This window comes from Microbacterium sp. HJ5, assembly GCF_054824025.1.
The window spans coordinates 71,997-97,903 of the sequence record NZ_JSYE01000028.1 but is presented as its reverse complement, the minus strand read 5'-3'; the positions used below and the strand labels follow the sequence as shown (position 1 = coordinate 97,903).

The following is a 25,907-nucleotide window of genomic DNA, read 5'->3' as shown; positions in this document are numbered from 1 at the left end:
CAGACCCGCTCATCCCCAACCATGCTGACCATTGGGGTTCTGGGGGCAGCGAAGATAGCACCGGAGGCCCTGCTGGCGCCGGCACGCGAACTAGATGACGTACAGGTCGGAGCTGTCGCCGCCCGCGATCCGCGGCGCGCGAGAGCATTCGCGGGCACGCACGGCATCCCTCACGCACACGACAATTACGACTCTTTGCTCGCTGACCCGAACATCGACGGGGTCTACATCGGGCTGCCGATCGGCCTACATGGACGATGGACGTTGGCCGCCGTTGCTGCCGGCAAGCACGTGCTCTGCGAGAAGCCGCTCACAGCGAATGCGGAGGAGGCCCACGCCGTCCACGTTGCGGCGAACGCCGCCTCGCGTGTCGTTATGGAGGGCCATCACACTTCGCACCATCCCCAGACGCGACGGGCGGCACAGATCGTGCGGAGCGGCCGACTGGGTCGAATTTCGTTCGCGGCAGCGTCGTACGTGGCACCCATCCCCGAGGACGACGAAGTGCGGTGGAGTGAGGAGCTTGCGGGTGGCGCCCTGATGGATCTTGGCTGCTACCCGGTCCGATGGCTCCGGGATGTCTTGGGAGTGGCGCCGACGGTGGTGTCAGCCGTTGCGACCTCCCTAGGACAGGTTGATTCTTCGATGGATGCACGCCTTGACTACGTCGGCGTCGGCGCCCGAGTCAGGGCGGGCATGCGCGGAGATCTTGGAGTGGACGTACGCGCTGAGGTGCGCGGCACCAACGGGCGGATGACCGTAACGATGCCGTTTCAACCTCACCTCGGGGGTGAGATCGTCGCTGACGGCGGACACTGGAGTCTTCACGAGACCGCTGATCCTCGCTCAAGCTTCAGCTTTCAGCTCGAAGCCTTCCGAGACGCGGTCGTCGCCGGGGGCCCGAACCACACGAGTGTGTCGCGCTCGATAGAGACCATGCGGACGATTGACAGCATCTACCGTGCCGCGGGGTTAAGAGAGAGAAAGGCAAGGGGCGAGGGACCGCCGCCGCGAGGGTCTGGAATCCCAGGCGAGAGAACCTAATGCGCGACGACGAGGACGCCGTCCACACGGCGGGGTATGCCGCTGTAGCCGTCCCGGAGCTCCTCGGGGAGCAGCGCCTCGGGCGCATTCTGCCACGCCAAGGGCCGGAGGAATCGGCGGATCGCGGTCACGCCGACAGAGGTGTGAAGAGTGTTCGTGGCCGGCCACGGTCCTCCGTGGTGTTGCGCCCACGACACCCGGACCCCGGTTGGATACCCATTGAAGACGACGCGCCCGGATGCCTTCTGCAACGCCGGCAGCAGATGTCGGATGCCGTCGAGGTCAGCGTCTTCGATGTGGAGGGTGGCCGTCAGGGAATCGGGCACCTTCGCCAGCGTGTCGACCAGTTCCTCCTGGTCTTCGTAGTCGACGACCAGCACGAGGGGTCCGAACGCCTCGATCGTGTGCTCGGGTGTCACCTCACGAGCCCGGACGCGCAGCACTCGGGGCGAGACAGCGAAACCTTCCGCGCTGGATTCCGCGGTGCCGGTGAGCGAGGTGACGCCTGGCGCGCCCTCCAGCGCCTCTTCGGCCGTGCTGAATGATGCCAGGACACGTTCGTTGAGGAGCACGGCGGTGTCGGTAGCAGCGACGGCCGTCGCGAGCTCAGCAGCGAACCGGTCAGCGGCGACGCCTGCGGGAATGAACGCGATCCCCGGCTTCGTGCACAGCTGACCACCGGATGCGGTCACAGACACGCTGAGAGCGGCGGCGATCTCGGCGCTCCTCGCCTGCAGCGCCGCTTCGGTGATGATGAGCGGGTTCACGCTCTGCAGCTCGCCGTAGAACGGGATGGGTACCTGCCGTGCCTCGATCGCGGCTCGCAAGTGCTGTGCAGCGCCCAGCGACCCGGTGAAGCCTACGGCGGCGACGTCGGGATGCCCCACGAGCTCGGTACCTGCCTGCTGACCGAAGACGATGCCGATCGTGCCGCGGGGAGCACCCGCACGTCGCGCACCCTCCTGGAGCGCCTCGAAAGCGGCTTTCGAGGTCAGCGGGTGCGCGCTGTGCGCCTTCGCGACGACGGGATTCCCTCCAGCCAGCGCGGAGGCGGTGTCGCCGCCCGGGACGGAGAACGCGAACGGGAAGTTGCTCGACCCGAACACGGCCACCGGGCCTATCGGGACCAGCATCCGGCGGACGTCCGGCTGGGGGCCGACGGCGGTGTGGGCGGCATGGTCGATTGCCGCCTCCAGGAATCCGCCCTCCCTGACGGCTTCGGCGAAGAGCCGGAGCTGGAAGGTCGTGCGACCGAGCTCGCCGCTCAGACGTGCCGAGGTGAGCCCGGTCTCCGCCTCAGCGATGGCCGCGAGGGCGTCGGCGCGTTCCTCCAGGGCATCGGCGAGCGACTCGAGGAGTTCGGCGCGCCAGGCCCGGCCTTGCGACGCGATCTCGGGCGCCGCGGCTTTCGCGCGCGCCACGATCGCGGCGACGTCATCGGCGGAGGTCGGCCTGATTCCGGTGTCAGAGGCGATGCCGGTGCGGGGGTCTGTGGTCGTCAGTGTGTCGGGCATGAGGCTCCTGGGCGTGGGGTTCAGGCGCTCGCGCGGCGCAGCAGGGTGAAACCGAGATCGATCGACACCGGGTCGGCGTCCGAATGTGCGATGCGTTCCAGAAGCAATTCCCCGGCTCGCCGGCCGATGCCTTCATTCGGGGTCTGGATGGTGGTGAGCGGGGGGTGCAGGAACCTGCTTACCTCGAAGTCGCCGAAGCCGGTCACGGCCAGGTCCTCAGGCACCCGGAGACCGAGAGACTGGGCCTGCAGGATCGCGCCGGTGGCGAAGATGTCACTCGCGCACACGAGCACGTCCGTCTCCGGGTGGATCTTCCTCACCTCGTCGACGAGCCACGCTCCGGCCTCGACACTGATGCCGCGGGCAGCGGTGTCGACGATGCGGACCGGCTCCCCCGGCCGCAGTCGGCTCAGCGTGTCGCGAAACGCATCGCGTCGTGAGTGCGCGCGTGAGTCGTCACCCGTGAGCCAACCGCCGAAAGTGGGATGCCGGTACCCTGCGGCGAGCACGAACTCGACGACGGCGGTGAACGCGGCACCGTTCGAGAACCCCACGAGTGAGTCGATGGGGTCGTCGCTCCAATCCCAGGTTTCCACGACGGGGATTCGGGAGCGTCGCAGCAACTGCCGAGTGCCTGGGGTATGTGAGGCGCCGACGAGGACGATGCCGTCTGGTCGGCGCCCCAGGAAGGCACCCAGGATCTTCTCCTCCCGGCCCGAGTCGTAGTCGGTCGTCCCGAGGAACAGCTGGATGCCGGCTTCCGAGAGCACCGCCTCGAGCCCATGGATGGTGTCGGCGAACACAGAGTAGCTCATCGCAGGCATGACGGCCGCGACGGTGCCGCTGCGGTTGGACGCGAGGTTGCTGGCCGCGCGATTGGGCACGTAGCTGGTCTCCTCGACGGCGCGCATCACCGCCGCGTAGGCCGCCTCGGAAACCGACTGGGGCTCGCGTATCGCGCGGGACACGGTGGAAGGCGACACGCCCGCCGCCGCCGCGACATCGAGGACGGTCGCGTCGCGGGTCTTGCGCCGCGTGACTCTCGGCGGCATGACGTCTGAGTCGCCGGTCACAACAGCCCTCTTCGAGCGAGGTTGGTCATCAAGTTCGCCATCCCGAAGTCCCATGGTTCGCAGTCCTCGCTGAAGTCAACCACGTTGGCCAGGGTCCCCAGGGAATCAGAGTGGATCTCGACGACGTCGCCCGCCTTGTGCGTGAATCCCATGCCTTGAGCGTCGCGGTCTTCGATCGGAGCGAAGAGCGTCCCCATCATGAGCACCGCGCCGTCGGGATACTGGTGATGCGGCCCGATGAGCTGTGCCACGAGATCGAGCGGATCGCGGCTGATCTGGCGCATGTCGCTCACGGCGGTGAGAACGAAGCCGTCGCGGCCCTGAACGCGCACCGAAACTTCCGCCGCGCGCACGTCATCGATGCTGTACCGGTCGTCGAACAGTCGGATGAAGGGCCCCGTCGCACATGAGGCGTTGTTGTCCTTCGCTTTCGGCAACAAGAGTGCGCTGCGTCCCTCGATGTCACGGAGATTCACGTCGTTGGCGAGGAGCGCTCCGACAGCCGCCCCCTGCGAGGACACCGCAAGGGCGACCTCGGGTTCGGGGTTGTTCCATTGCGACGAGCGGAGGACGCCGATCCGCTGGCCCGTACCTCGGGAAGCCAAAGGTGCGGTCTTCGTGAAGATCTCGGCGTCGGGGCCGATGCCCACCTCGAGGTACTGCGACCACAAGCCCTCCGCAATGAGGAACGACTTCAGCTCCGCGGCGCGCTCCGAGCCGGGCTGCACCCCGCGGAGGTCTCCCCCGACGCGTTCGACGATGAAGGCCCGAAGCTCGGCGGCGGCGGCGTGATCCCCGCGCGCACGCTCCTCGATCACGCGCTCGATCATCGACACGGCGAATGTCACCCCTGCGGCCTTCACGGCTTGCAGATCGTGCGGCGCCAAGAACCACGGGCGACCCGGATCTCGCTCGTCGAAGGCGGTATTGGCGTAGACCTCCTCCAGCGAGCCGACCGCGGCGCCACGGGCGCTGCGCGCGGCGGCGACCGGGTCGGGTTGCTCGAGGAGAGCGCTCACGGTCGGGTATGTCCGAGCCAGCCCGAGCACCTCGCCGTCGTCGACGAGTACAGGTGTCGGTCCCTCCGCGGCCGGTTCCCACACGCGGCCGATGAGGATGGCGTCATCGCTGTCGGCCGGAAGGGCGGCGCCGATTTCGGGGAACCAAGTCATCGAGAAGTCTCTCCATCCTCGGGCGTCATCATCAGCGACCTCTGAAGGAAGGCGCACGCTTCTCGGTGAACGCCGCGCGTCCTTCGGCCGCATCGTCGGTGGCGAAGCAGATCGTCTGCAGGTCGCGCTCGTACCGCATCGCGTCTTCGAACGGCATCGTGTAGGCGGCGCGAAGGTTCGCCTTCGCCGTCTGAGCCGCGATCGGCGCTCTCGCCGCGATGGTGTGGGCGAGCTCGACGGCGCGGGGGAGCAGAGTCTCACGCGGGTGCACCTCCGTGACGAGCTTCCAGTCCTTCGCCATCGCGGCGTCGATCGGGTCGCCGGTGAGGAGCATGAGCGCAGCGTTGCTGGGTCCGGCACTGTGCGCGAGGAACGCGCTCATCCCACCGCCACCGATCCACCCCAGCTTGATCTCGGAGGCCGCGAAGATCGCGGTGTCGGCCGCTAGACGTATGTCGCAGATCATCGCCGTCTCCACACCACCTCCGAAGGCGTAGCCGTTGACCGCCGCGATGAGAGGTTTCCGTACCTCTCGCAGGGCGTCGCAATAGTCGACCCGGTTGCGAAACGCCCACGGGCTCTCGTAATCGTCGAGCGTGCGGATGTCGGACCCGGCGCAGAAGGAGCGCTCGCCGGCGCCGGTCAGCACCGCGACCCGCACCTCGTCGTCTTCGTTGACCGCATGGGCCAGTCTGGTGAGTTCCTTCGACATCTCGGGCGTGACCGCGTTGAGCTTCGCGGGACGGTTGAGCGTCACGACGACGATGTGTCCGTCGGTCTCGACGAGAACCTCGTCGATGGTGCTGGAGATCATGTTCCTACTTCCTCCACAGTTGAACGGTCCGCGCGGGAGACGGCGTCGTTGTGAACCCGGGTCATACGCTCGAGCACGTCGGACAGGTCGGAGTCATCCCGGAGCCCCTCGCGCACGATGTTCGACAGCTCGCGCTGTGCGCGAATGAATCCCTCGAACCGGGGCCGCACCCAGGCGCCCTCGATCGTCCGACGCGTGCGACGGTAGAAGTCGCCCGAAGTGCCGTTGACGGCCTCGTCCTGCCACGCGGCGCGGACTGCAGGCTGACCGCGGTGAAGCGGGATATGCCCCATCTGAACCGGATCGCTGACGAGCCAGAGGAGATGCGCCCGGAGACCGTCGTCGGCTTCTGACCGCCTCGTGACGGCGATCCCTGTGCCACCGATGGTAGAGCCGGTGACTCCGTCCAGGCCTTCGGGGGCCGGGCCGAATGTGACGCGTCGGTCCCGGCGGGGGCTGGCGTAGTTGACGTATCCGTAGACGAGCGGAATGTACGCGATGTCGTCCGTCGTCGTCATCCGTTCGAGAAGGGCGATGGGGTTCTGATCCAGAGACCCCCTCGGTGCTTGGCGGGCGAGTTGGCGGAGGACGCCGAGCGCGTGCGATCCGACATCCGCCTGGACGATCTCGTCGGCAGCGTCTACCGCGAGCGGAGCGGCGAAGCTCTGGCAGATGGATGCGAAGGAAAGGTAGGCGTGGGGTCCAGCCACCGATAGGGCGACCGGATGCCGCCATCCGAGCGCCAGGACATCGTCCCAGCTCCTGGGCTGGTCGCCGAGCAGATCGGCGCGGCGCCCGCTCACCTGCGTCGCCGCGTCCAGGGGCAGCGCCCAGGTGGAACCTGCGAGCTGATATGAGGCGAGCGAGGGACCGACCGCGCGGCGCTTGAGATCCGCGATCGCTTCAGAACCCACGACCTCCTCCACCGGACGCAGGCTCCGCGAGGCGACGGCGTCGCCGAGGTGCGGGTGATCGAGCACGATCAGGTCGTAGACCTCCGCGAGCTCGGCGATGGAGGCAGACTCGAAGCCCTCTAGCGAGTGCACGTCCCACGTGAGGTCGACGCCGACCGACGCCGCGTGCGCACGACCCGCCTCGAGTGCCGCACGACCCCGCGGGTGATCCCAGGTGAGCCCGGCATAGGACGGCATCATGAAGGCGCGCTCGCGGAGGCAATGACCCCCTCGTCCAGCAGAGCGCTGACCCGCTCCGACGGCACGCCGAGATCTTCGAGGATCTCCCGGGTGTGCTCGCCGGCGAGCGGCGCACCGCGTGCGATGCGGGCTGGGGTGCGGGAGAACCGGTATGGAAAACCGGGTGTGCGGACTCTCCCCTCGGTGGGGTGGTCGTACTCCACCATCGTTCCGTTGTGCGCGACCTGTGCGTCGTTCACGAGTTCCTCGTACGAGTAGACCGGGGCCACCCAGATGCCGGCCGCGCTCAGCAGATCGAACCATGCGCTCGTGCTCCGCGTGCGCAGCTTGTCGGCCACCTTGGCGTGGATCTCGTCGCGACGGTCCCAACCGTCGGTCTCGCCGTCCATCTCGGCGAAGCTGGGCTCTCCGATCAGATCGCCGAGCGTGGGCAGGTGGGGCATCGCGAGCGCGAGAAATCCGTCCGTCGTTGCGAAGGTTCCGTACGGTGAGCGGATGTAGACGTGCGCGTGGGGCTGTTCGCTGCGTTCCTGGGGAACCCCGCCCATCGTGTAGACGGAGATCTCCTGCATCTGAAGCGTCGTGATGACGTCCAGCATGTTCACGGTCACCCGCTGGCCTTCGCCCGTGCGCTCCCGGTGCAAGAGCGCGGCGAGCACCGCCTCGAATGCGGTCGAGGCCGTGACGGCGTCGACGATGTACTGGCCGGCCGCCTGGGGTGGGGTTCCCGCCGCGCCTGCGGAGAGCATCGCGCCGGACAGTGCCTGAAGCAGGAGGTCCTGTCCGGGGCGGTCGCGGTACGGGCCGTCCTCGCCATAGCCGGAGATCGACACATATACGAGCGCGGGGTTGATCGTGCGCAACGATTCGTAGTCCACCCCCAGCCGCTGGGCGACTCCGGGCCGATAGTTCTGCAAGAAGACATCCGACTCGGAGACGAGCCCGTACAGCAGCTCGCGCCCGTGCGGCGCTTTCAGATCGACGGCGAAAGACCGCTTGTTGCGGTTGAGGGAGAGGAACGAGACGTTGATCTGGTTGCCGCGCGCGCCGCCCGCCGCCGCATGACGCTGCCACTCGCCGGTCGTCGGCTCGACCTTGATGACGTCGGCTCCAAGGTCGCCCAGGCGCTGCGCCGCGAAGGGCCCCGCCATGGCTATCGAGCAGTCCAGCACACGGTACCCGGTGAGGACTCCTCTCGGAGTGGAGCTGTCTTCGGTCATGGGGATCTCTTTCAGAAGCGAAGTGACGGGGATTCAGTATGCCGAGGGCTGCGGGCCGATGGCGCGGATGCGCGACCTGGATTCCTCGACCTCGCGCGAGTCGGCCAGCACGCGCACTGCCAGGTCATACGTGCGCGATTCACCGTGCGCGAGCCAGGTCAGGGTGCCGTCGGCGCGCGCCGCTGCCTCGCCCGTCACCGCGGCGCTGGATGGCTCCAAGCCCACGGCGTACTGACCAGCCCGCAGGTTCTGCCATTCGAAGAAATAGGGCTGGCTCCCCGCATCCCACGACACCTCGATCCCCCGCGAGCCGTCGGCCGCGTGAAGGGCGACGCGGTGGCGCCCGTCGTCACCGGGCGTGAGGGCGTGCTCCCAGACCTGCTCGACGAATCCGTCCACGGGAGCAGACAGCGCGTCGTAGGAGACACCCTGTTCGCGGGTCGAATCCGAGGCCCACACGTGGCCCGCGATCGGCGCAAGCAGAGCGGTTCCGTCGTCGACGAACGGGTAGCCGATGTTGAGGTGATAGAGGAACATGTGGGGCGTCGGTTCGAATCCGAGATTGTCGACGACGTCGCGTACACGCACCTCGGTTCCGAAGATGTCGATCTCTACCGTCCGAGTCAGTCGCAGGTGCTCCCCGAACGACGTCGCCTGGATCACCTCGCCGACGACGCGCAGCACGCCCCCCTCGTCCCGCCATTCCTCTTCGACTCTCAGCAGCCGGGCAGGGATGGCGGTGAGACGGCCATGCAGGCCGTGGCGAACGGTCTGCTTGGGCGGGTAGGCGTAGTGACTCGCGTCGTACACTCCGCCGAAGAGCGCGTGGTCGAGGCCGCCCGTGACCAGCAGCCCGTCCAGAGCGCGCAGCCAGGACAGTCCGTCCTCCGCATCAGCCTCGTGCAGCCCCGGATGCCGGAAGCCGTTGCCGCTGCGCCAGCCGAAGGGCACGCCGCGGTACCGTGCCCCGCCGAGATCGAAGGCACGGTCGACGAGGACCTCCACTTCGAGGCCGGAAGCGTTGCGAAGCAGGACAGCCCGCACGCCCTCCTCGCGTCCGTTCTTCAGCACAACCTCCTGGATGCCGGCGAATGCGGCGAGATCGCCGGTCCGGCGACGCAGATCGGCGGTCGAGGGGATGCTTTCGGGGTAGGGCATCGGGTTCACTCCATGATCCATCCGCCGTCGACATTGATCGTCTGGCCGGTGACGAACGATGACTCCGGACCCACCAGAAACGACACGACGGCGGCGAGTTCGGCGTCGGCTCCGCGCCGCTTGATCGACTGGCGGTCGACCACCCAGGCGCTGTACTCTCCCGGATTCTCGTGTATCTCCTCCGCCTTGGTGGGGAAGGCGCCAGGGGAGACGCCGTTCACGCGGATGCCGAGTGGGCCCAGCTCGCGGGCGAGTGCACGCGTCATCCCCACTGATGCACCCTTGGTCGTGACGTAGCTCGCGAGATTTGCCCACCCGCCGTGGAAGGTGATTGATCCGATGTTCACGATGGCTCCCGCACCCCTCTCCGCCATACGGCGAGCCGCACCCTGCGCGGCGAGGAAGTAGGCGGTCTGGTTTACGCGAACCACGTCTTCGAACTCCTCCTGGGAGATGTCGAACAGCGGTGTGGTGGGGTAAATGGCCGCGTTGTTTACGAGAGCACCCAGCGGCCCGAGCCGCTGCTCCGTCTCGGTCAGCGCGACATCCAACGCGGATGCATGGCGGAGGTCGACCGGGAGAACGTGGTGACGAATGCCCTCGCGCGCGAGGAGATCGGCTGTTTCGCGCAGCAGTTCTCCCTCCCTCCCCAGCACCCCGACGGCGAACCCGTCGGCACCCAGCCGAAGCGCGATCGCCCTCCCGAGAGCACCACCGGCTCCGGTGACGACGGCGGAAGGGCCGGGGGCCGACGGATTCCCTGTCATGTCAGACGCCCACCTTCGTCAGAACTCCATCGACGAACTCCTTCGCCCGCGGGACGTCGCTCTCGTCGAGGTGCTCGATGATGAGCGGCACATTCGGGCTCTTCTCCGCGAGCCGTGCGACGTAGAACTCGTAGTCGAGCTCGCCGAGGCCGGCGGCGGGCAGTTCGATCTCCCCGACGCCGCGGAACGTGTGCGACTCCAGAGCGTGCTCGTCGCCGATATCGGCGTGCTTCTCGCTCTTGTCGTCGCCGGACCGCTTGACGTCCTTCGCGTGAGCGATTCGCACGCGGTCACCCAAGCTGTCGAACACCTCGCCGAGGACCTGCTGCTGCTTGTCGATGTTTTGGGTCTCGAAGTAGTTGGTCGGATCCATCAGCAACTCGATACCCGGCTTGCCCGCCAGGTCGGCGAACACGCGCTCGGTCTCCTCGATGGAGCCGATGACGTTGTTCACGTACGTCTCGAGGAGGAACGTCGCGCCGTGGTCGTAGGCGGTCTGACGCAGGTCGTCCAGCACCGCGAGCGCGGTGTCGTAGCCCTCCTGCGTCTTGTTCTTGTCGTCGTGCACCCAGTCGCTCTCCGCATTGAAGGTGCCCGACTCCGAGATGACGTAGGGCGTACCGAACTTCCGCGCGTTGCGGATGATCTCCTTCAGGTAGTCCACGCGACGCTTCCGCTCGTCGAGGTCGGGATGAACGATGTTCGTATAGCCCGAAATGGCGCAGATCGGCAGATCGTGGGCTCGGAACGTGTCGCGGATGCGCCTGGCCTTGTCGTCGGTGATCTGACCGGCACTGAGGTCGATGTCCGTGAAGTGCAGATCGAGCTGCACGGTGTTGAAGCCCAGCGTGCGGATCTTGCTCGCCGTGGTCTCGAGGTCATACGGGAAGTATCCCGAGAAGATGCCGACTTGGATCATTTTCGTGCTCCTTTGCTACGGGTGGGTGGGGCGGGTTTGAGGTGAGGGGAACCCGCTGTCAGATCGAGATCTCGTCGATGCGGACCGGGCGGTTCTCGGCGATCGAGGTGTACCCCGCCTCGATGAGCGCGATGGTTCGGACATTGTCCTCGACGGTCAGTTCCGGTGCGCTCCCGGTCGCAACCGCGTACTGCAGCTGCTCCATGACACCGATGAAGGCGTGAGGGAACCAGTGCGTATCCCATGCGGGGGTCACCCATTCGCCATCAGTCGTGCGGGTCGAGGCGTAGGTGAGGGTCGAAGGCTCCCCGGTCGGCCAGCCGATCGTTCCCTTGGCCACGCCTTCTGTTCCCTCGACTCGCCAGGTGATCGACGCGTCCGACTCGTACCCCTCCTCGCGGGGGCCGGACCACACATCCTCGACCGAGAGTGCAAGCAGGCCGCTCGGGAACGTGAGGGTGGAGATGACGATGCCGTCGCGATGCTCGAAGGCGGTACGCGGATCGGTGCGCGTCACAGTGTGGACCTGTTCGGGCTCTCCGAAGAGGTAACGCAGCGCGTCCAGGTGGTGAACGCTCATGTTCGCGAGCGTGAGCCGGTCGAACCCCTCGAGGAACGTCTGCCAATGAGGGATTGCATGCATCGTGATCGATGCGAAGACCGGCGCACCCAGCTCGCCGCGGTCGAGGATCTGCTTCAGCACCCGGATCGATTGGTCGAAGCGCATGTTCTGGTTCACGGACAGGATTTTCCCCGCCGCGGCCGCCTCGTCCCGGAGGGCGATGGCCTCGTCCAGGGTGAGGGCGAGCGGCTTCTGAGCCAGGATGCCCTTCACGTGGTCTTGAGCGAGTGCGGCCCGAATAAGGTCCGGCTGCTGGTCCGGGGGGAAGGCGATGTCGACGATCTCGACGTCCTCGTCGGCGATGAGGTCTGCTGGTGTCGCATGCGCAGTCGGGATGCCGTAGCGCTCGGCGAGCGCCGCCGCCTTGGATGGCGTACGGGACGCGATCGCAACAACGGGGAACCCCGCCTGGCGGTACGCCTCCAGGTGCACCTCCGACATGATCATGCCCGCACCGATGGCTCCGATGCGCAGACCTGATTGCCTGACCTGCGCGTCGGGGGCGAATGCTTCCAAGGGTTTGGTGCTCATCGCGATGCTTGTCCTCTCTTCGCGTCGTTGCGATCCGCAAACGCGGGGCGGCGGACGCCGACACGTTGACTCTAGCGCAGATGACAACGCTACTGGCAACGTTGCCAAACCTACGGTAGTGTGCCGCGGAGCGTTCGTCAATTCGATCCGATGACGGCGCCAGGGGCACCGATTCAGGCGTCCCGAACAGCCGAACAGCCGGCTGCACGCATGTTCAAGGGAGAAGCAATGCAGTCAACACACATTCGCAGCCGGGGCTTCATCGCCCTCTCCGCCGTCGCCTTGACGGCATCTGCTCTGATCTTCAGCGGATGCACCTCCGCTCCGGCCGACGCTGGGGGCGGAGCGTCCGGAAGCGGCGAGGGCGATGAGAAGTTCGTCATCGGCTTCCAGCAGCCACTCGGCGGTCAGGCCTGGCGCGAGACGGGACTGGCGTCCCTGCAGGCACTGGCCGCACGGCCCGAGTACAAGGACAAAGTCGAACTGAAGATCGTTCGCACCAGCGACAACGACGCCGCCCAGCAGAATGCCGCCATCCAGAACCTCATCGCCGAGGGCGTGGATGCCATACTCTTCGATCCCGCATCGGCGACGGGGGCCGACGCGGCGATCGCCCAGGCCGAGGCGGCCGGAATCCCGGTATTCGCCAACGGCGGACCGTACGACAACGACTACGTCTACACCGTCTCCACCGACTGGGGCAGCGCGGGGACGATCGGTGCGGAGTGGCTTCTGGACCAGCTCGGTGACGACAAGGATGTCGCCGTGCTCGAGGGGTTGGCTGGCGTTCCTCTCAACGACGGCTCGATGCCCGGAGTAGAAGAGGCGCTCACGGCGGGCGGGGCCACCATCGTCGCTCGGAGCACGAACGGCTGGAACGAGGCGGATGCGCAGAAGAACATGGCGCAACTTCTGCAGTCCAACCCCGATATCGCCGGCGTGTACTCGTTCCTCACGGGCGGGCAGGGCATTCCCGCCGCGTTCGCCGACGCGGGAATTCCCTTCGTCCCCGTCGTGGGCGGGTCCGGCTACAACGGCGAGGCGTGCTCTCTCGTGGAGTACGCACCAGAGGGCCTCAAGGGCAACATGGTGTTCGGACAGCCGGCCATCTACGCCAAGGGGCTCGAGCAGGCGGTGCTCCTCCTCGAGGGCGAGGACATCGACCAGGAGCAGTACTACCCACCGTTGGAGATCACCGACGAGAACGCCGGCGACTACTGCCTCCCTGACCAGCCCGACAACTTCCAGCTCGGCTACGACTTCCCCGGCCTGGACCTGACAGTCGATGAGGTTCTCGAGTACTTCCAGCAGTGATCCGTCCGCGAATCGCTTAGGAGACGCCGTGGAAAACCGATCCATCCGGGATGCCGTGCTCGACGCGGCATCCCGGACGGAGCCACTCCTCGTGGCTTCCGATCTCACCAAGCAGTACGGCGCCGTTCAGGCGCTGACCGACGCGGACTTCACATGCCTGCCCGGCGAGGTGCTTGCGCTCATCGGCGAGAACGGCGCGGGCAAGAGCACCGTCTCGCGTATCCTCGCCGGCGCGGTCGCGCCGACGTCCGGCTCGGTCACGCTCGGGGGCTCCCCCTACTCCGTCGGCTCGATCGCGGAGGCGCGCTCCCTCGGCGTCGCGTGCGCGTTCCAGGAACTCGCGCTGGTCCCGGACTGGACGATCGCAGAGAACCTCGCGCTCCCCGAGCGCCGCGGACGTGGGACGTTCTCGCCGAAGAGTGCGCACGCCCAAGCCGAGCAGCTGCTCGCGCAGCTCGACGTCACCCACCTGAATCCGGGCACGCTCGTCGGGGAGCTTCGCCTTGCCGATCGTCAGGTCATCGAGATCGTACGGGCCATCGCCGCGGAACCCGTCCTGCTCATCCTCGACGAGGCGTCGTCGGCGCTCAGCCCGGTCGGCGTGGAGTGGCTCTTCGGCCGTATCCGGGCGCTGACCCGTCGCGGCGTAGGAATCATCTACGTTTCGCACCGGCTCGGGGAGATCTCCGAGATCGCGGACCGCGGCACCGTTCTTCGCGACGGCATGACCGTCGGGGAGTTTACCCGCGGGTCGTGGACCGACGACGAGCTGGTGTCACTCATGGCGGGACGCACCGCGCGTCGGCACTTTCCGCCACCGCCTCCGGCGCCGAGCGATTCCGCCCCCCTCGTCCTCGAGGTGCGCGGGTTGCGCTCCAAGGGCCTCGACGGGGTCGACATCTCGGTACGCAAGGGCGAGATCCTCGGCATCGGCGGCCTGCAGGGGCAGGGCCAGACGGAGCTCCTGCGCTGTCTGTTCGGTGCGGCGCCCGCGGTCGCCGACGGCTGGGAGATCGATGGGCGGCCGGTGACGCGGATGACGCCGACGCGCGCCACGCGTCGGGGAATGGGATTCGTGCCCGAGGACCGCAAGACGGAAGGGCTTGCGCTCGCGCTGAGCGTCGGGGAGAACCTCCTCGCTCCGTGGCTGCGCCCGTTCGCGCCGGGGGGCAATCTGCAGCTCCGACAGGAGCGCGGCTGGATCGATCGGGTTCTCACCGGCTTGAGCGTGCGGACCCGTGGCCCCAAGGAGCCGGTCGGCGCGTTGTCCGGCGGCAATCAGCAGAAGATCGTGTTCGGCCGCTGGATGGACCGCAACCGGTCGGTGCTGCTGCTTCACGACCCCACGCGGGGCATCGATGTTCGCGCGAAGCAGGAGCTTTACGAGGCGATGATCGAGCTCGCCGATTCGGGGGTTGCGATCGTCTGGTTCTCGACAGAAGTGGAAGAGCTCGTGTACCTATGCCATCGAGTCGCCGTCGTCTACCGTGGGCGGATCGCCCGCCTCATCGAAGGCGACGAGATCACACCGGCTGCGATCGTCGGAGCGGCGGTGGGAACATCGTGAGCCCCACGACCACGACGATCTCCCGTCCGACGCTCCCGGAGAGCGCAGTGCGTACAGGCATCCGTCGTCTGCGTTACGACGGCGCGCTGGCTCCGGTGATCGCATTCGTCCTCTTCTTCGGGGTCTACATCGCCGTCAACCCGACCCTGCTGACTCGGTTCCAGCTGCAGTCGGCCGCGAATCTCATCGCGCCACTGGCGCTGATCGCCCTGGGGCAGCTCATCATCGTTCTGGTGGGCGGGATCGACATCTCCATCGGCGCCATCACGAGCCTTTGCAACGTCGTCTTCGCGACGCAGATCGCGTCCCTCACTGCCCCTGGCGCCTTTCTCGCGTGCGTGCTGGTGGGCGTGATCTGCGGCGCGGTGAACGGCGTGCTCGCCGCCTACGTCAACCTGCCGGCGATCGCCGTCACCCTGGCGACCGCATTCATCTATGCGGCACTGGCCCGGCAGATCCTGGACCGTCCGGGCGGTGCACTCAACATCGACATCTACCTCTTCACAAGCGGGGAACTCTTCCCGTTCCTGCCGATAGCCTTCGTGTGGCTCGCCCTTGCGGCGGCCGGGCTGTGGCTGTTTCTCCAGCGCACCTCGATCGGACGCCAGATCTATGGCGTGGGATCCTCCCGGATCGCCCTGCAGTCCGCCGGGCTCAACTCGAGGCTGACACTGCTGATCGCCTTCATGGTGTCGGGCGGCGTGGTCGCGCTCGGCGCGGTGCTCTTGGCAGGGTCGACCCTGACCGGCGATCCACGCAGCGGCGACCCCTACCTGCTCAACTCCATCGCGGTCGTCGCGCTGTCGGGCGCTTCGTTCGCCGGTGGGCGGGGGAGCGTGTTGGGAACCGTCCTCGCGGCAGCAGTGCTCGGGATGGTCGGCAACCTCTTGTTCTTCGCAGGCATCAACTCGTACTGGCAGTACGTGATCAGCGCGGTCATCATCCTCGCCGTCGTCGTCATCCCCGTCGTGATCCGCGTGACGGCTGGGTGGGTCTCGCTACGGAAGGGATCGTCATGAGTGAGTCCGCCACCGCCACCCCCGCTGCCACGGAGGACAGGGCCGGCCAACGAAGCCGGAACACCCTGAACAGACTCCTCTCCCTCATGCCCCGCGCCGGGTGGGGCTTCGCCGTGTTCGTCTTGCTCTTCGTCATCGGCGGTCTGCTTCGCCCGTCTCTGTTCACCCTGCCCGGGCTGACCAGCACAGCGACCTTCGCCGCCATTCTCGCGGTCGCCTCCTATGGCCAGACGATCGCTGTCATTCAAGGGGGGATCGACCTCTCCGTCCCCAATACGATCGCCTTCACCGCTCTCGGCTTCCTCACCTGGGCGGCGACATTCGGCCCGGTCACCGCGCTCGTCATGGCGCTCGCCAGCGGAATCGTCATCGGTGTCGTCAACGGTTTCGTGATTGCGAAGGTCGGACTCACCCCGATCGTCACGACTATTGCGATGAACGGCCTGCTCTTCGGGCTGCTGCTGCTGAACTTCCCGTTGTCGGAGCTCACCATGGTCCCCGACGTCGCGACGAGCTTCACGTCGCATCGGTTCGACGTATTCGGCCTGTCCATACCCGCGGTTCTGCCGACCTCCCTGGTGCTCATGCTCCTTCTCCAGGCAGCGCTCAGCTATACCGGGTGGGGGCGTTCGCTGTTCCTCGTGGGTTCTCGGGAAGAGGCTGCTCGGCTGGCCGGTCGTCCGGTCGCCCGCATCCGGATCTCCGGCTACGCCGTGTCGGGTCTGCTCGCGGCGTTCGCAGGGCTGGTCATCGTGGGCTACTACTTGCAGGCCGAGACGACCATGGGCAACAGCTACCTGCTGGGCTCGGTTGCCGCGGTGATCGTCGGGGGGGCGTCGATGTTCGGTGGGCGCGGATCAGTGGTCGGCACGTTCATGGGCGCACTCGTGCTCGGTCAGGTCGCGACCCTCGTTGTGGTCTTTAATCTCGGCGCGACCGTTCAGAACCTGATCTATGGCCTGATCATCCTCGCCGTACTCGCCGCCTACGGAAGGGACCGCGCTTAGGGCCGTCATTCACACGATGGAAACTGATGATCGGGCGAGCGAGCAAAAAGTTCCAAGTCGACCGCTTCAGAAGGAGACCGCGATTCCACGAGAACTGCCTCAACTGTTGCGGTGAAGATTCTGATCGGCGGTCTGCTCGAGCGCCTCGTCTACCTGGCAAATGTCCTCGCCGTGATCCTCGCATTCATCGGCGTCAGGCTCCTGGTCCACGCGATGCACGTCAATGAGCTGCCCCCCATCAACGGTGGCGAGGCGTTCTGTGGGCGCCCGGGATCCCGACTGATACTCGCTGCTGTTCATCGCGGCAACCATCGCCGTCGCGACGAGAGCGAGCCTTCTCAAGACCCGACGGCACCCAACGACGGACAAGCCGGGGGCGACCGTGTCACCAGCGCCAGCCAGCAGCGATGCCGAGCGCGGCGGATCCGAGGGGCGATGAGGTGAAGGGTCTGTGCGAAACTCTCCGTCAATGTCTCGGCTCGATTGCAGCGATCTGAGGTCATGGTGGGAAGGGTTCCCGTACGAGCAGCGAGTGGCAACGGGTCACGCCTCTGAACTCTCGAACCGGTGAAATCGTCGCGGCCGATGGAGATCAGACTGGTCGCGCCGAGCGTCCTGCACGCCACTAAGGGCCGACCGGCGCCGCGCAGATCCTCACACTTCGACAGAAGAGGACACGATCGTCGCCGCTCGCCGCTCTCGTCAGCGATCGATCCCGGAAGGCGCGCTGAGGCCGATGAAGATCTTCCGCGCTCCCTCGGAGTTCGACCAAGCCAGCTCGGCACCGCACCGCAGCGCGAAGACATCGCCCCTCCCAAACACATGGCGAGTCCCGTCCACCTCAGTGATCCGGATCTCGCCCTCAATGACGACACACACCTCATCACTGGGATAGGGCGCCATTGCTTCGGAGAGCGGGCCTGCCTCCCAAAGGCCTACAGTGAACCCGGGATTGGCGCCCACAAAGTGCACATCAGCGCGTTCGCCGGCGTCGTCTGGCACCGCCTGCAACGCTGCGTGTGGATCGATTTGCACTACCCCACGGACTTCGCGCGCCTCACTCACCATCGATCTCCTAGCTGTGTCGACTGCCGCCTCGACAGGGCACTCTGAACCCGCAGACGGGAGGACGTCGCTGGGTGGCCAGGCTCACGCATCCCCCCGACATGCGCTCGGTGTGGGTCGATTGCCCCCACCGACGGTCTCATCGACGAGGGTACAGGCCGGGCCGTCGCCAACGTCGGGGTAACGTACATGACAGGTCCCTCGCGGAGCCTCAGATTCACCTCTACGAGTCCGAACTCATCCACCCCGAGGTAGACGCTTCCGTCCTACGCCTCTACTCGGTTGGACCGCCGTGCCCGGCTCGTCGGGTCGCACGGTGCGTGGCCCCGTAACGGCCCCGGGACACACGCTCGCCCGCTGCCCGGCGGAATGCGCCGAACAGTCGATCGCCGAGCACGGTACCTGCGACCACCATCTCGGCCTTGCTCTCTCGGTCCGGACGCAGGTCGATGTTGTCCACGTCGACTTTCGCAACCTCAAGCGCCGCCTCGGCGTAGGCCCCAATCCAGGCCAGACCGACCGGGGTCATGGGGGAATCGGCGGCACCGATAGCCATGAAGATCTGCGCCGCTTCGATCCGCCCCGGGTTGTCGGGGGCGATCCGCCGTCCAGCCAATATCCGGTCGATCTCCGCGAGCGCCGATGCCGTCACTTTGGTCGCCGCGACGGGGGACACGGCTCTCTGGACCGCTCCAAAGGCACGAAAGATCGGTTCATCCGAATCGTTTACGGCGAGCACGGACTTCGCCTTGGAGATCGGCAAGTCACCGAGCTGAACGGAATGAGCGGGTGCAGTCCACGGCGAATTGCCGGATGGAGCTGAGGACGACGGTCTCTATCCGGCCACCTCGACTCCTCGATGACGCAGGCGCGTGTGGCCGGCAACCGTGACGACCGTGCTTATCAACGCCGAGATGAGGATGCCGAGCGCCAGGCCGGCCCGGATCACGATGGCTCCGACCGCGGCGCCGAGCAAGATGAGGATGATCGCGAGGAACCGCCGCACCCATGGTTGCTGCACCCGGGAGCCAAGCCAAGACTCCGCAGCGAGGCCGGTCATCGTGGAAGTGACGACGACGGTCGTGACATCCTTCACACCCAGATGACGTGCGGCGGCGGCCTGCACACCCATCGCGGCTCCGAGGCCCCCGGTGATTCCCAGGGCGACCGGCTGGGCAGGATCGGCGAGCAACAGGGTGGTGAGGGCGCAGGCGAGAAGAATCACCGTCACGGTGCACAGCAGCGCGCTGGTGCGGCCGGACCAGCCTGCGCCGGCGGTGCGGAGCGCTCGGCCCGCGCCGAGCGCCCCGAGCATGAAGGCAACGAGGGCGATCGTGGGCCCGAGAACCGGCAGCCCGTCGGCGCCGACGAGTGCCATTCCAAGGATGACGACGTTGCCGGTCATGTTGCCCGTGAACACGCGGTCGAGGCCGAGGTATCCGACGGCGTCGATAATGCCGGTCGAGAAGGTGAGCAACAGCATGAGAGAGAGTGCCGTGCGCGACGAGGCATCCCGCGTGCGCGGACGGTTGATCTTCGGGGTCATCCGACCTGCCACCCACCGTCGAGGACGATGTGCTGCCCAGTGAGGTAGCTACTGTCGTCGGAAGCCAGATGGACGAAGGTTCGCGCCACTTCGTCAGTTGTGCCGAGGCGACCGAGAGGGATCCGCGCTTCGAGATGGCCCCGCTCCTGCGCTGGCGTCGTTTTGTTCTGCGCGGCGCGCCGCTCGAACAGGTCGTCCAGCATGGCCGTCTCGATCTGGCCCGGGCAGACGGAGTTGACGCGAATGCCTGAGGCCGCGAAATCCGCCGCGAGACTTTGCGCCAGACCGATGATGCCGAATTTCGTGGCGGAGTAGGCCGCGTTACCGCGCCCACCACGCACTCCGAAGAGGGAAGAGGTAAACGTGATGGTCCCCGTGCGTCCACTTGCAACGAGGCGACGCGCGAAGGCCGTGGAGGTGAGAAAGGCGCCCGTGAGGTTCACTGCGAGTGCGAGGTTCGTGCCGAACGCCGGGGTACTCGCGCTCGCTCCCGCGCTCGACCTCCCGCTCCGTGACTGGATGGTGTCGCAGACGCCCCATTCCTGTTCGAGGGCCAAGGCCGCGGCGTTGAGCTCGTCGGCGTCGGTCACGTCGAGGGCGATCGCGCGCACCTGTGCGCCCGTGCTTTCGGCGATCTTCTCCGCGACCGCCTTTGTGGTGAAGAAGTCGAGATCGGCGAGCGCCACTCGCGCGCCCTCGAGTGCGAAGCGCCGCGCGATCGCCGGCCCGAGCGCCCCGGCGGCTCCGGTGACGAGCGCGGTGCGCCCGGTGAGGGCCCCCCGGGCGGGACGTGGAATTCGGTCATCTTTGCTCCTCCTCCGACAAGTTGATGACATGCCGGTCGTGGTGACGGGCCGGCGCGGCTCGGCGCGTCTCGGACGGTTCTTCACCGACCTGCGCGCGGAAGTTGACCGGATCGGTCGCTCCCTCAGTGTTGACGAAGAGGACGACGGAGGTTTCCGCGAGGCCGAGCCTTCCGGCGGCCTCCCGGTCCTCGAGGAGCACCTGCAGGCCCGCCAGCGCGGCCGCGCCGGACTCGCCGGACACAATTCCTTCGGCCGCGAGAGTGCGCATCGCTCCGTGTGCGCGGGAGTCGGAGATCGCCACATAACCGTCGGTGCCCCCCTGCACTGTCGGCCATGCGAGCAGCGACGGAAGGCCGCAGTTCAGTCCCGCCATTGTTGACCAGTGAGGTCCAGGAGCTTCAGTTACCTCGCCGTGCTCGGCCGACCGCAAAAGGCAATTGGCATCGATCGGTTCCACGACGATCGTTGCAGGGCGTGCGGCGCCACCGTCGGATCCACGGGAGTCGTAGTGGCTGATGGCCGCCGCGGCGAAAGCACCCACGCCGCATTGGACGAACAGGTGCGTGGGCGCGGGGAGTCCGGAGGCCGCGAGCGCATCGTCGACCTCCTCGAACATCGTGGTGTAGCCGCGGATGATATCTCGCGGAGTGTCGAGGTAGCCGGGCCATGAGGTGTCGCTGATAACGAGTGTGCGCGCGTCCGCCTCGTGTGCCGATATGCGAACGGTGTCGTCGTAGTCCCCGTCATCGACGGTGACCCGGGCGCCTTCACCTTCGATCGCGGCAATCCGGGCTTGAGCCGTCCCTGACGGGACGAACACATCGCACTCCAGATCGAGGAGCGCGGCCATGCGGGCGACTCCGCGCCCGTGGTTCCCGTCAGTGGCGGCTGCGAGGCGACGGCGCGGTCCATCCTCGACGGCTCGTCGAAGCCCGTCGAGGGTGAGAAGGGCGTCGGGAGCCCACTCGCGCTGGATGGCGCGCGCGGTCGCCCACGAGGCGCCCAGCATCTTGAAGGCAGGCAGTCCGAGCCGCTCAGCCTCGTCCTTTACGTAGATCTCCGACAGGCCCGTCTCGGCGGCGAGCGACCGCGAGCGCAGGAGCGGGGTCGGCCGGTAGCCGGGCAGCGAGCGGTGGAACTGCCGTCGCGCCGCGGCATCGGTCCGGTCGATCGGTCGGGTCCGCCCGACGCGTTTGGGGAGGAAGATCTTGCGGGTAGGGCATCCGCGGTACACTGCGTGCGGAGCGGATACGAGTTGGGCCCCCGGCGGTGACGAGGGCGCGGTCTGACGCAGGCTTGGTACTACGGTTACTGCTCCGGGCGCGTCGCCACAAGCCGAGCGCACGGCGCCATCACGGCACGAACCATCGGGGCTCGAGATTCGGCACGGTTATGTGAAGAAGCGCGGTCGCGTGGCGAGGCACCGTCGATAGCACGTTTGGCGAGCACCAAGACACAGTGCCAGGCAGCCCGGTGAGCACCGGTCAACAGCTTCAGCCGGTCGTCACTGCCACTGGTACTCGGCCAGCAAGGCGGCCACGAGGCCGACGGTGTACTGGGCGGCGGCTATCCCCGAAGTCCATACACCCACGTCAGCGCCCGGATCAAATGGGGGTGACTGCTTGTGACGTCGTCCAGGTCAATCGCTCGACTTGAATTACATGCTTGTCAGTTCAAGTGAACTCGGTTTTACTTGAATAGAGCCTTGCGGCGATCAAGTCCGCTAGGACGGAGCGAGACCATGGAGCGCGCACGATTCGCTAGCAGCCCAATCGGCAATCTCATCCCCATCAGTGGCACCGACGGCCGCGGTCAGCACTACGACCACGTCGCTTACGCAGCGCACCCACTAGCAGCTCCTCCGCATCTCGGCACAGCAGCCTGGAGCCGTGTGGCTAGAGCGAACCGAGCCCTAGGCCGACTGCAACAAGGTTCGCTAGTGGTAATCAACCCTGGCCTCCTCCGCACCCCGACCCTGCGCCGGGAAGCGCAAAGCACTTCCGCGCTCGAGGGCACCTACGCTCCACTCGAAGATGTCCTGGCGGCTGATGTCATCGAGGGTAGCGAGCGCTCGGCGGCGCTGAACGAAGTCCTCAACTACGTAGAGGCCGCCGAACGAGGATTCATCTGGGTGCAACAACAGCGGCCGGTCACCGCCGGCCTGCTTTGTGAACTTCACAGCACCCTCGTTCGGGGCACGGAGGCTGACACCGCCGAGGCCGGTCGCGTGCGTCGCATCCAGGTCGTGATTGGCAGCCGCGGAGGGCCCGTCACGGACGCGCGCTTCATACCCATGCCCGAGGGTCCAGCACTCGAGGCCGCAATAGGCGACCTCATCCAATGGATGCAGACGGCACAGCCAGATCTCGATCCGATCGTGGCGACCGCCATGGCGCACTACCAGTTCGAGACACTGCACCCCTTCAATGACGGCAACGGGCGTATCGGACGGCTGCTAATCGTGCTGCAACTGGTGGGCCTGGGCGTACTGTCGGAGGGCCTGCTAAGTGTTTCGCCTTGGTTCGAACGTCGGCGGGAGACCTATCAGGACCTCTTGGCTGAAGTTAGCGCGACGGGAGATTGGGACGGGTGGATATCCTTCTTTGCAGAAGGAATCGAGGCATCCGCCGTCGATTCTGCCGAGCGCATCCGGCTCCTGGTGGAGTTGCAAACGCAGTATCACGACGTCCTTCGCGAGGCAGGTGCGCGGGGAGCGGTTCGTGACATTGCCGATCTGCTAATCGGTCGGCCGTACGTAAACATCCCGAACTTGCGCGACGCTACCGGACTCACCTATCAAGCCGTGAGCAACGCAGTACGAAAGCTCGTGGAGCTGGGCGTTCTCGAACAACGACGGGTCCCCGGCGTGATGGCGTTCCGGGCGCCGGCAGTCGTTGACATCATCTCCGCTCCGAGCGCGAGCTGAGGCCACTGCGCGCGAGCCTGCACGGGCGGAGAGGAACAAGTATCGGGGGGTGTGAGGTAGTTTTGCGGGCTAAGTCTGGGGCAAACACCACCGCGATCGTCCTCCTGAACGGCCACGCTCGAGTCATCGCTCAATGCCTACGGACCCACACCCAGACGAGACCGACGCGACATCACGGCATTCACGGGCTACTCACCTGCCCTGGCACATCGACAAGAACCTGAGCGAAGTGGAACGGCGCCGCAAACCCATCGCAACCCTCTTCCCAGCTCCTCTTTCCTCTGCCCCGGCGGGTTACAGATCTCGCGGTGATTGCGTACGAACTGGGCGAGGCTTGTCGCTGGCACTCCCTCCAGCCGTCTGAGTATCCGGTTCCGAAGCGCCAAGACGTTCATACGGACGTTACGGACTACCGACGATACGGACTACGGACGGTACGAACGATGCGGACGATTATCTTCTGCTGTTGCGGCCGGTGCACGGAAAGTCGAAACGCTATCTCAGAGCAGGTGCGACTTTCTCTGAACTCCGACTGCCCGACCTCAGGCGTTAGCGCCCGGCTATCCTCGCCCGCAACGGTGCTACGGCGGCGAACGCGACGGGCCTGAGACCCTTCGCTCGCGCCTCAGCGCAACGACGTGGATCGGAGGTGTGGCGCACAGGAGGCCTCCGTTGGCGATGACGCTGCGTTGAATCGGCGTGGGATCAATCGCTTCGCGTGGGAGAGACGAGTCCGGTCTCGTAGGCGATGATCACTAGTTGGGCGCGGTCGTGGGCGTCGAGTTTTGACATGGTGCGGTTGATGTGGGTTTTGGTTGTGGCGGGACTGATGACGAGCGCGTCAGCGATGTCGGTGTTCGACAAGCCCTGCCCGACGAGTGCGAGAATCTCGATCTCCCGGGCGGTGAGCACGTCAAGGGTGGCGGATCGGTGAGGCTGGGTCGGCGGTTGGTGGATGTAGCGGTCGATGAGTCGGCGCGTGGCGCTGGAGGACAGAAGGGTTTCGCCCGCGTCGATGGTGCGGATGGCGCGGATAAGCTCGGCGGCATCGGCCCCTTTCCCGATGAAGCCGCTGGCGCCGGCTCTGAGGGCCTGGACGATGTTGTCGTCTTCTTCGAATGTGGTGAGTACTAGCACCCGGACGGTAGCGAGTTCGGGGCGTGCGCAGATCCGTTGGGTGGCCGCGATGCCGTCTAGTTGCGGCATCCGGATGTCCATGAGCAGCACGTCCGGCATTACTGCGGCAGCAAGATCTACTGCTTCCAGTCCGTTGGCGGCTTCACCGACGAACTGGATGTCTGCTTCGTGGACGAGCAGTTCCCGTATTGCGCTGCGGATGAGGGGCTGGTCGTCGGCTATTGCGACCGAGATCATCGTGAGGTGCTTTCTTGGTTGGTAGGGATTCGTGCTTCCAAGCGGAAGTAGTCGCGGCGGTGCTCTATGTGCAGGGATCCACCCACGACCGCGAGGCGTTCTTTCATGCCCGTGATCCCGTGACCGGAAGCGACGCGTTGCACCCGGTCGGGATCCACAGGGTTATCGACGACGATGGCGAGGTGCTGGTCGTCAACGGTGATGCTCAATGCGCATCGCTGGAAGCGGGAATGCTTCAGCGCGTTCGTGAGCGCTTCTTGCAGGACTTGGGAGGCAACCACGTCGGCAAAGCCAGTCAGCACGGCAGGGTCACCGATGAGTTCGGAGCGGACTTCCAATCCATCCACGCGGAAACGCGTGAGCAGCTCTTCCATGTCGCCCAGGCTCGGAGTCACCGGGCGGGAGACTTCCGCAGGGGATGATCCCCGCAGGGTCGAGAGCAGATCGCCGATCTCGCTGAGCACGGTCCTCGATGCCGCGCGAATCACCGCGAGCGACGCCTCCGCATCCGATGGCCGCTGATGCAGTGCCTGTGAAGCAACGCTGGAATGCAGATTGATCACCGCGATCTGGTGCGCGATCAAATCGTGCAAGTCCTGGGCGATGCGCAACCGATCCTCCGCGACGCGGCTGCGCGCTTCCGCGTCTTTGGTTTCCTCTGCGCGGCGGGCGCGTTCTTCGTAGGCCGCGAGAGTCGCTCTGCGTGACTGCGCGGCATCACCGAACGCTCCCGCGAACGCGACGACGGCTGCGAGTTGAATCGCCTGTGCGCTGATGAACAGATCCAGCTGCAATAGCTCTCGGGGCAGGACGGTGAAGCTCAGGACGGGCAGCAGGACGGCTGTCGCGATGGTCGCGATGATCGTTGTCCGCCGCGGTGAGGTCGCCGCAACCTGGTACACGCACAGCGCCGGCGGAAGCGCCAAGGCAGGACTGACCACACCCGCGGTCGCCGCCGCAGCGAAAATGGCGACGGACGCGATCAGCACAGGGATCGGCCACCGGCGCCGCACGAAGAGGATTGCGCAGGCAGCCACCAACCACGGCAGCGAGGAGATACTCGGCGCCGTCTGCCCAGGCATATCGAAGGGGAGGAAGGCGCTGCCGAGCAGGAGAACGCTGATCAGCACGTCGAACACCCACGCGGGCAGCCAAGCCCGGTGGGGACGTTCCTCGCCTTCACACACAGCCCTATCTTCGCCGCCCGTCCGCGCTGCGGCATCAACCCGCGGCGGTAGGTCGCAGTACCGCTGATGCATTACCGAAGTTGATCCCCCGGGTTGACGCGTCAGCAC

Annotated in this window: 23 protein-coding genes and 1 pseudogene; 7 read left to right on the top strand and 17 right to left on the bottom strand. The window is 66.4% G+C overall.

The window, feature by feature from the left end; genetic code table 11:
* Positions 1–21: 21 nt before the first annotated feature.
* On the top strand, positions 22–1,044 hold the full coding sequence (locus OB08_RS13115) for a Gfo/Idh/MocA family protein (RefSeq protein WP_461475423.1): 1,023 nt from the start codon (positions 22–24) through the stop codon (positions 1,042–1,044).
* On the opposite strand, the gene OB08_RS13110 is transcribed toward OB08_RS13115, so the two are convergent.
* The 10 genes from OB08_RS13110 to OB08_RS13065 are packed head-to-tail and all read right to left on the bottom strand — an operon-like array spanning position 1,041 to position 12,096.
* Positions 1,041–2,558 carry an aldehyde dehydrogenase family protein gene (locus OB08_RS13110; RefSeq protein WP_461475421.1) on the bottom strand — a complete coding sequence of 506 codons (1,518 nt, stop codon included), beginning with the start codon at positions 2,556–2,558 and terminating at the stop codon, positions 1,041–1,043. The two genes, OB08_RS13115 and OB08_RS13110, sit on opposite strands and share 4 nt — an antisense overlap.
* Before the next feature lie 20 nt (positions 2,559–2,578).
* Positions 2,579–3,631 carry a LacI family DNA-binding transcriptional regulator gene (locus OB08_RS13105; protein ID WP_461475419.1) on the bottom strand — a complete coding sequence of 351 codons (1,053 nt, stop codon included), beginning with the start codon at positions 3,629–3,631 and terminating at the stop codon, positions 2,579–2,581.
* Positions 3,628–4,896: a fumarylacetoacetate hydrolase family protein gene (locus OB08_RS13100; RefSeq protein ID WP_461475417.1), complete on the bottom strand. Its 1,269-nt coding sequence runs from the start codon at positions 4,894–4,896 to the stop codon at positions 3,628–3,630. Before OB08_RS13100 ends, OB08_RS13105 begins: the two co-directional genes overlap by 4 nt.
* Positions 4,835–5,617 (bottom strand): enoyl-CoA hydratase/isomerase family protein, encoded by a 783-nt coding sequence (locus OB08_RS13095; RefSeq protein WP_461475415.1) that lies wholly within the window; start codon positions 5,615–5,617, stop codon positions 4,835–4,837. The genes OB08_RS13100 and OB08_RS13095 overlap by 62 nt, the downstream gene beginning before the upstream one ends.
* A complete protein-coding gene (locus tag OB08_RS13090) occupies positions 5,614–6,771 on the bottom strand; it encodes a hypothetical protein (protein WP_461475413.1) in 1,158 nt (385 codons plus the stop codon). The genes OB08_RS13095 and OB08_RS13090 overlap by 4 nt, the downstream gene beginning before the upstream one ends.
* Positions 6,768–7,991 (bottom strand): CaiB/BaiF CoA transferase family protein, encoded by a 1,224-nt coding sequence (locus tag OB08_RS13085; protein ID WP_461475411.1) that lies wholly within the window; start codon positions 7,989–7,991, stop codon positions 6,768–6,770. The genes OB08_RS13090 and OB08_RS13085 overlap by 4 nt, the downstream gene beginning before the upstream one ends.
* A gap of 33 nt (positions 7,992–8,024) precedes the next feature.
* Entirely contained in the window at positions 8,025–9,149 is a 1,125-nt protein-coding gene (locus OB08_RS13080; protein ID WP_461475409.1) for an aldose 1-epimerase family protein, read from the bottom strand.
* Between the two features lie 5 nt (positions 9,150–9,154).
* Entirely contained in the window at positions 9,155–9,916 is a 762-nt protein-coding gene (locus OB08_RS13075; protein WP_461475407.1) for an SDR family NAD(P)-dependent oxidoreductase, read from the bottom strand.
* A 1-nt stretch (position 9,917) separates the two neighbouring features.
* Positions 9,918–10,835 (bottom strand): sugar phosphate isomerase/epimerase family protein, encoded by a 918-nt coding sequence (locus OB08_RS13070; protein ID WP_461475405.1) that lies wholly within the window; start codon positions 10,833–10,835, stop codon positions 9,918–9,920.
* 58 nt (positions 10,836–10,893) lie between these two features.
* Positions 10,894–12,096 (bottom strand): Gfo/Idh/MocA family protein, encoded by a 1,203-nt coding sequence (locus OB08_RS13065; protein WP_461475403.1) that lies wholly within the window; start codon positions 12,094–12,096, stop codon positions 10,894–10,896.
* 120 nt (positions 12,097–12,216) lie between these two features.
* Here OB08_RS13065 and OB08_RS13060 point away from each other — a divergent pair, with 120 nt between their 5' ends.
* The 5 genes and pseudogenes from OB08_RS13060 to OB08_RS13040 all read left to right on the top strand — a co-directional run.
* On the top strand, positions 12,217–13,302 hold the full coding sequence (locus tag OB08_RS13060; RefSeq protein WP_461475402.1) for a substrate-binding domain-containing protein: 1,086 nt from the start codon (positions 12,217–12,219) through the stop codon (positions 13,300–13,302).
* A 28-nt stretch (positions 13,303–13,330) separates the two neighbouring features.
* Positions 13,331–14,869, top strand: a complete 1,539-nt coding sequence (locus OB08_RS13055) for a sugar ABC transporter ATP-binding protein (protein ID WP_461475400.1) — start codon at positions 13,331–13,333, stop codon at positions 14,867–14,869.
* A complete protein-coding gene (locus OB08_RS13050; RefSeq protein ID WP_461475398.1) occupies positions 14,866–15,888 on the top strand; it encodes an ABC transporter permease in 1,023 nt (340 codons plus the stop codon). Before OB08_RS13055 ends, OB08_RS13050 begins: the two co-directional genes overlap by 4 nt.
* Positions 15,885–16,895 carry an ABC transporter permease gene (locus OB08_RS13045; protein ID WP_461475396.1) on the top strand — a complete coding sequence of 337 codons (1,011 nt, stop codon included), beginning with the start codon at positions 15,885–15,887 and terminating at the stop codon, positions 16,893–16,895. Before OB08_RS13050 ends, OB08_RS13045 begins: the two co-directional genes overlap by 4 nt.
* Before the next feature lie 120 nt (positions 16,896–17,015).
* A pseudogene (locus OB08_RS13040) lies at positions 17,016–17,334 on the top strand (TerC family protein); the annotation flags it as partial.
* 263 nt (positions 17,335–17,597) lie between these two features.
* Here OB08_RS13040 and OB08_RS13035 read toward each other — a convergent pair.
* The 5 genes from OB08_RS13035 to OB08_RS13015 all read right to left on the bottom strand — a co-directional run bounded on the left by OB08_RS13035 (position 17,598) and on the right by OB08_RS13015 (position 21,546).
* Positions 17,598–17,960 (bottom strand): cupin domain-containing protein, encoded by a 363-nt coding sequence (locus OB08_RS13035; protein ID WP_461475394.1) that lies wholly within the window; start codon positions 17,958–17,960, stop codon positions 17,598–17,600.
* A 274-nt stretch (positions 17,961–18,234) separates the two neighbouring features.
* On the bottom strand, positions 18,235–18,723 hold the full coding sequence (locus tag OB08_RS13030; protein WP_461475392.1) for a hypothetical protein: 489 nt from the start codon (positions 18,721–18,723) through the stop codon (positions 18,235–18,237).
* Between the two features lie 72 nt (positions 18,724–18,795).
* A complete protein-coding gene (locus OB08_RS13025) occupies positions 18,796–19,506 on the bottom strand; it encodes a YoaK family protein (protein ID WP_461475390.1) in 711 nt (236 codons plus the stop codon).
* Positions 19,503–20,342 carry an SDR family NAD(P)-dependent oxidoreductase gene (locus tag OB08_RS13020; RefSeq protein ID WP_461475389.1) on the bottom strand — a complete coding sequence of 280 codons (840 nt, stop codon included), beginning with the start codon at positions 20,340–20,342 and terminating at the stop codon, positions 19,503–19,505. Before OB08_RS13020 ends, OB08_RS13025 begins: the two co-directional genes overlap by 4 nt.
* Positions 20,308–21,546, bottom strand: a complete 1,239-nt coding sequence (locus OB08_RS13015; protein ID WP_461475387.1) for a diaminopropionate ammonia-lyase — start codon at positions 21,544–21,546, stop codon at positions 20,308–20,310. Before OB08_RS13015 ends, OB08_RS13020 begins: the two co-directional genes overlap by 35 nt.
* A gap of 507 nt (positions 21,547–22,053) precedes the next feature.
* Here OB08_RS13015 and OB08_RS13010 point away from each other — a divergent pair.
* Positions 22,054–23,238, top strand: coding sequence for a Fic family protein (locus OB08_RS13010; RefSeq protein WP_461475385.1), 1,185 nt, complete (start codon positions 22,054–22,056; stop codon positions 23,236–23,238).
* A 705-nt stretch (positions 23,239–23,943) separates the two neighbouring features.
* On the opposite strand, the gene OB08_RS13005 is transcribed toward OB08_RS13010, so the two are convergent.
* Together OB08_RS13005 and OB08_RS13000 are read right to left on the bottom strand one after the other, a co-directional pair.
* Positions 23,944–24,612: a response regulator transcription factor gene (locus tag OB08_RS13005; RefSeq protein WP_461475383.1), complete on the bottom strand. Its 669-nt coding sequence runs from the start codon at positions 24,610–24,612 to the stop codon at positions 23,944–23,946.
* Entirely contained in the window at positions 24,609–25,751 is a 1,143-nt protein-coding gene (locus tag OB08_RS13000) for a sensor histidine kinase (RefSeq protein WP_461475381.1), read from the bottom strand. The genes OB08_RS13005 and OB08_RS13000 overlap by 4 nt, the downstream gene beginning before the upstream one ends.
* Positions 25,752–25,907 lie beyond the last annotated feature (156 nt).

Coding starts and splice junctions, on each gene's coding strand:
- OB08_RS13045 (WP_461475396.1), top strand. CDS start 15,885: ATGAGTGAGTCCGCCACCGCCACCCCCGCTGCCACGGAGGACAGGGCC.
- OB08_RS13090 (WP_461475413.1), bottom strand. CDS start 6,771: ATGATGCCGTCCTATGCCGGGCTCACCTGGGATCACCCGCGGGGTCGT.
- OB08_RS13025 (WP_461475390.1), bottom strand. CDS start 19,506: ATGACCCCGAAGATCAACCGTCCGCGCACGCGGGATGCCTCGTCGCGC.
- OB08_RS13100 (WP_461475417.1), bottom strand. CDS start 4,896: ATGCGGCCGAAGGACGCGCGGCGTTCACCGAGAAGCGTGCGCCTTCCT.
- OB08_RS13070 (WP_461475405.1), bottom strand. CDS start 10,835: ATGATCCAAGTCGGCATCTTCTCGGGATACTTCCCGTATGACCTCGAG.
- OB08_RS13060 (WP_461475402.1), top strand. CDS start 12,217: ATGCAGTCAACACACATTCGCAGCCGGGGCTTCATCGCCCTCTCCGCC.
- OB08_RS13020 (WP_461475389.1), bottom strand. CDS start 20,342: ATGTCATCAACTTGTCGGAGGAGGAGCAAAGATGACCGAATTCCACGT.
- OB08_RS13115 (WP_461475423.1), top strand. CDS start 22: ATGCTGACCATTGGGGTTCTGGGGGCAGCGAAGATAGCACCGGAGGCC.
- OB08_RS13010 (WP_461475385.1), top strand. CDS start 22,054: ATGGAGCGCGCACGATTCGCTAGCAGCCCAATCGGCAATCTCATCCCC.
- OB08_RS13110 (WP_461475421.1), bottom strand. CDS start 2,558: ATGCCCGACACACTGACGACCACAGACCCCCGCACCGGCATCGCCTCT.
- OB08_RS13080 (WP_461475409.1), bottom strand. CDS start 9,149: ATGCCCTACCCCGAAAGCATCCCCTCGACCGCCGATCTGCGTCGCCGG.
- OB08_RS13085 (WP_461475411.1), bottom strand. CDS start 7,991: ATGACCGAAGACAGCTCCACTCCGAGAGGAGTCCTCACCGGGTACCGT.
- OB08_RS13075 (WP_461475407.1), bottom strand. CDS start 9,916: ATGACAGGGAATCCGTCGGCCCCCGGCCCTTCCGCCGTCGTCACCGGA.
- OB08_RS13005 (WP_461475383.1), bottom strand. CDS start 24,612: ATGATCTCGGTCGCAATAGCCGACGACCAGCCCCTCATCCGCAGCGCA.
- OB08_RS13095 (WP_461475415.1), bottom strand. CDS start 5,617: ATGATCTCCAGCACCATCGACGAGGTTCTCGTCGAGACCGACGGACAC.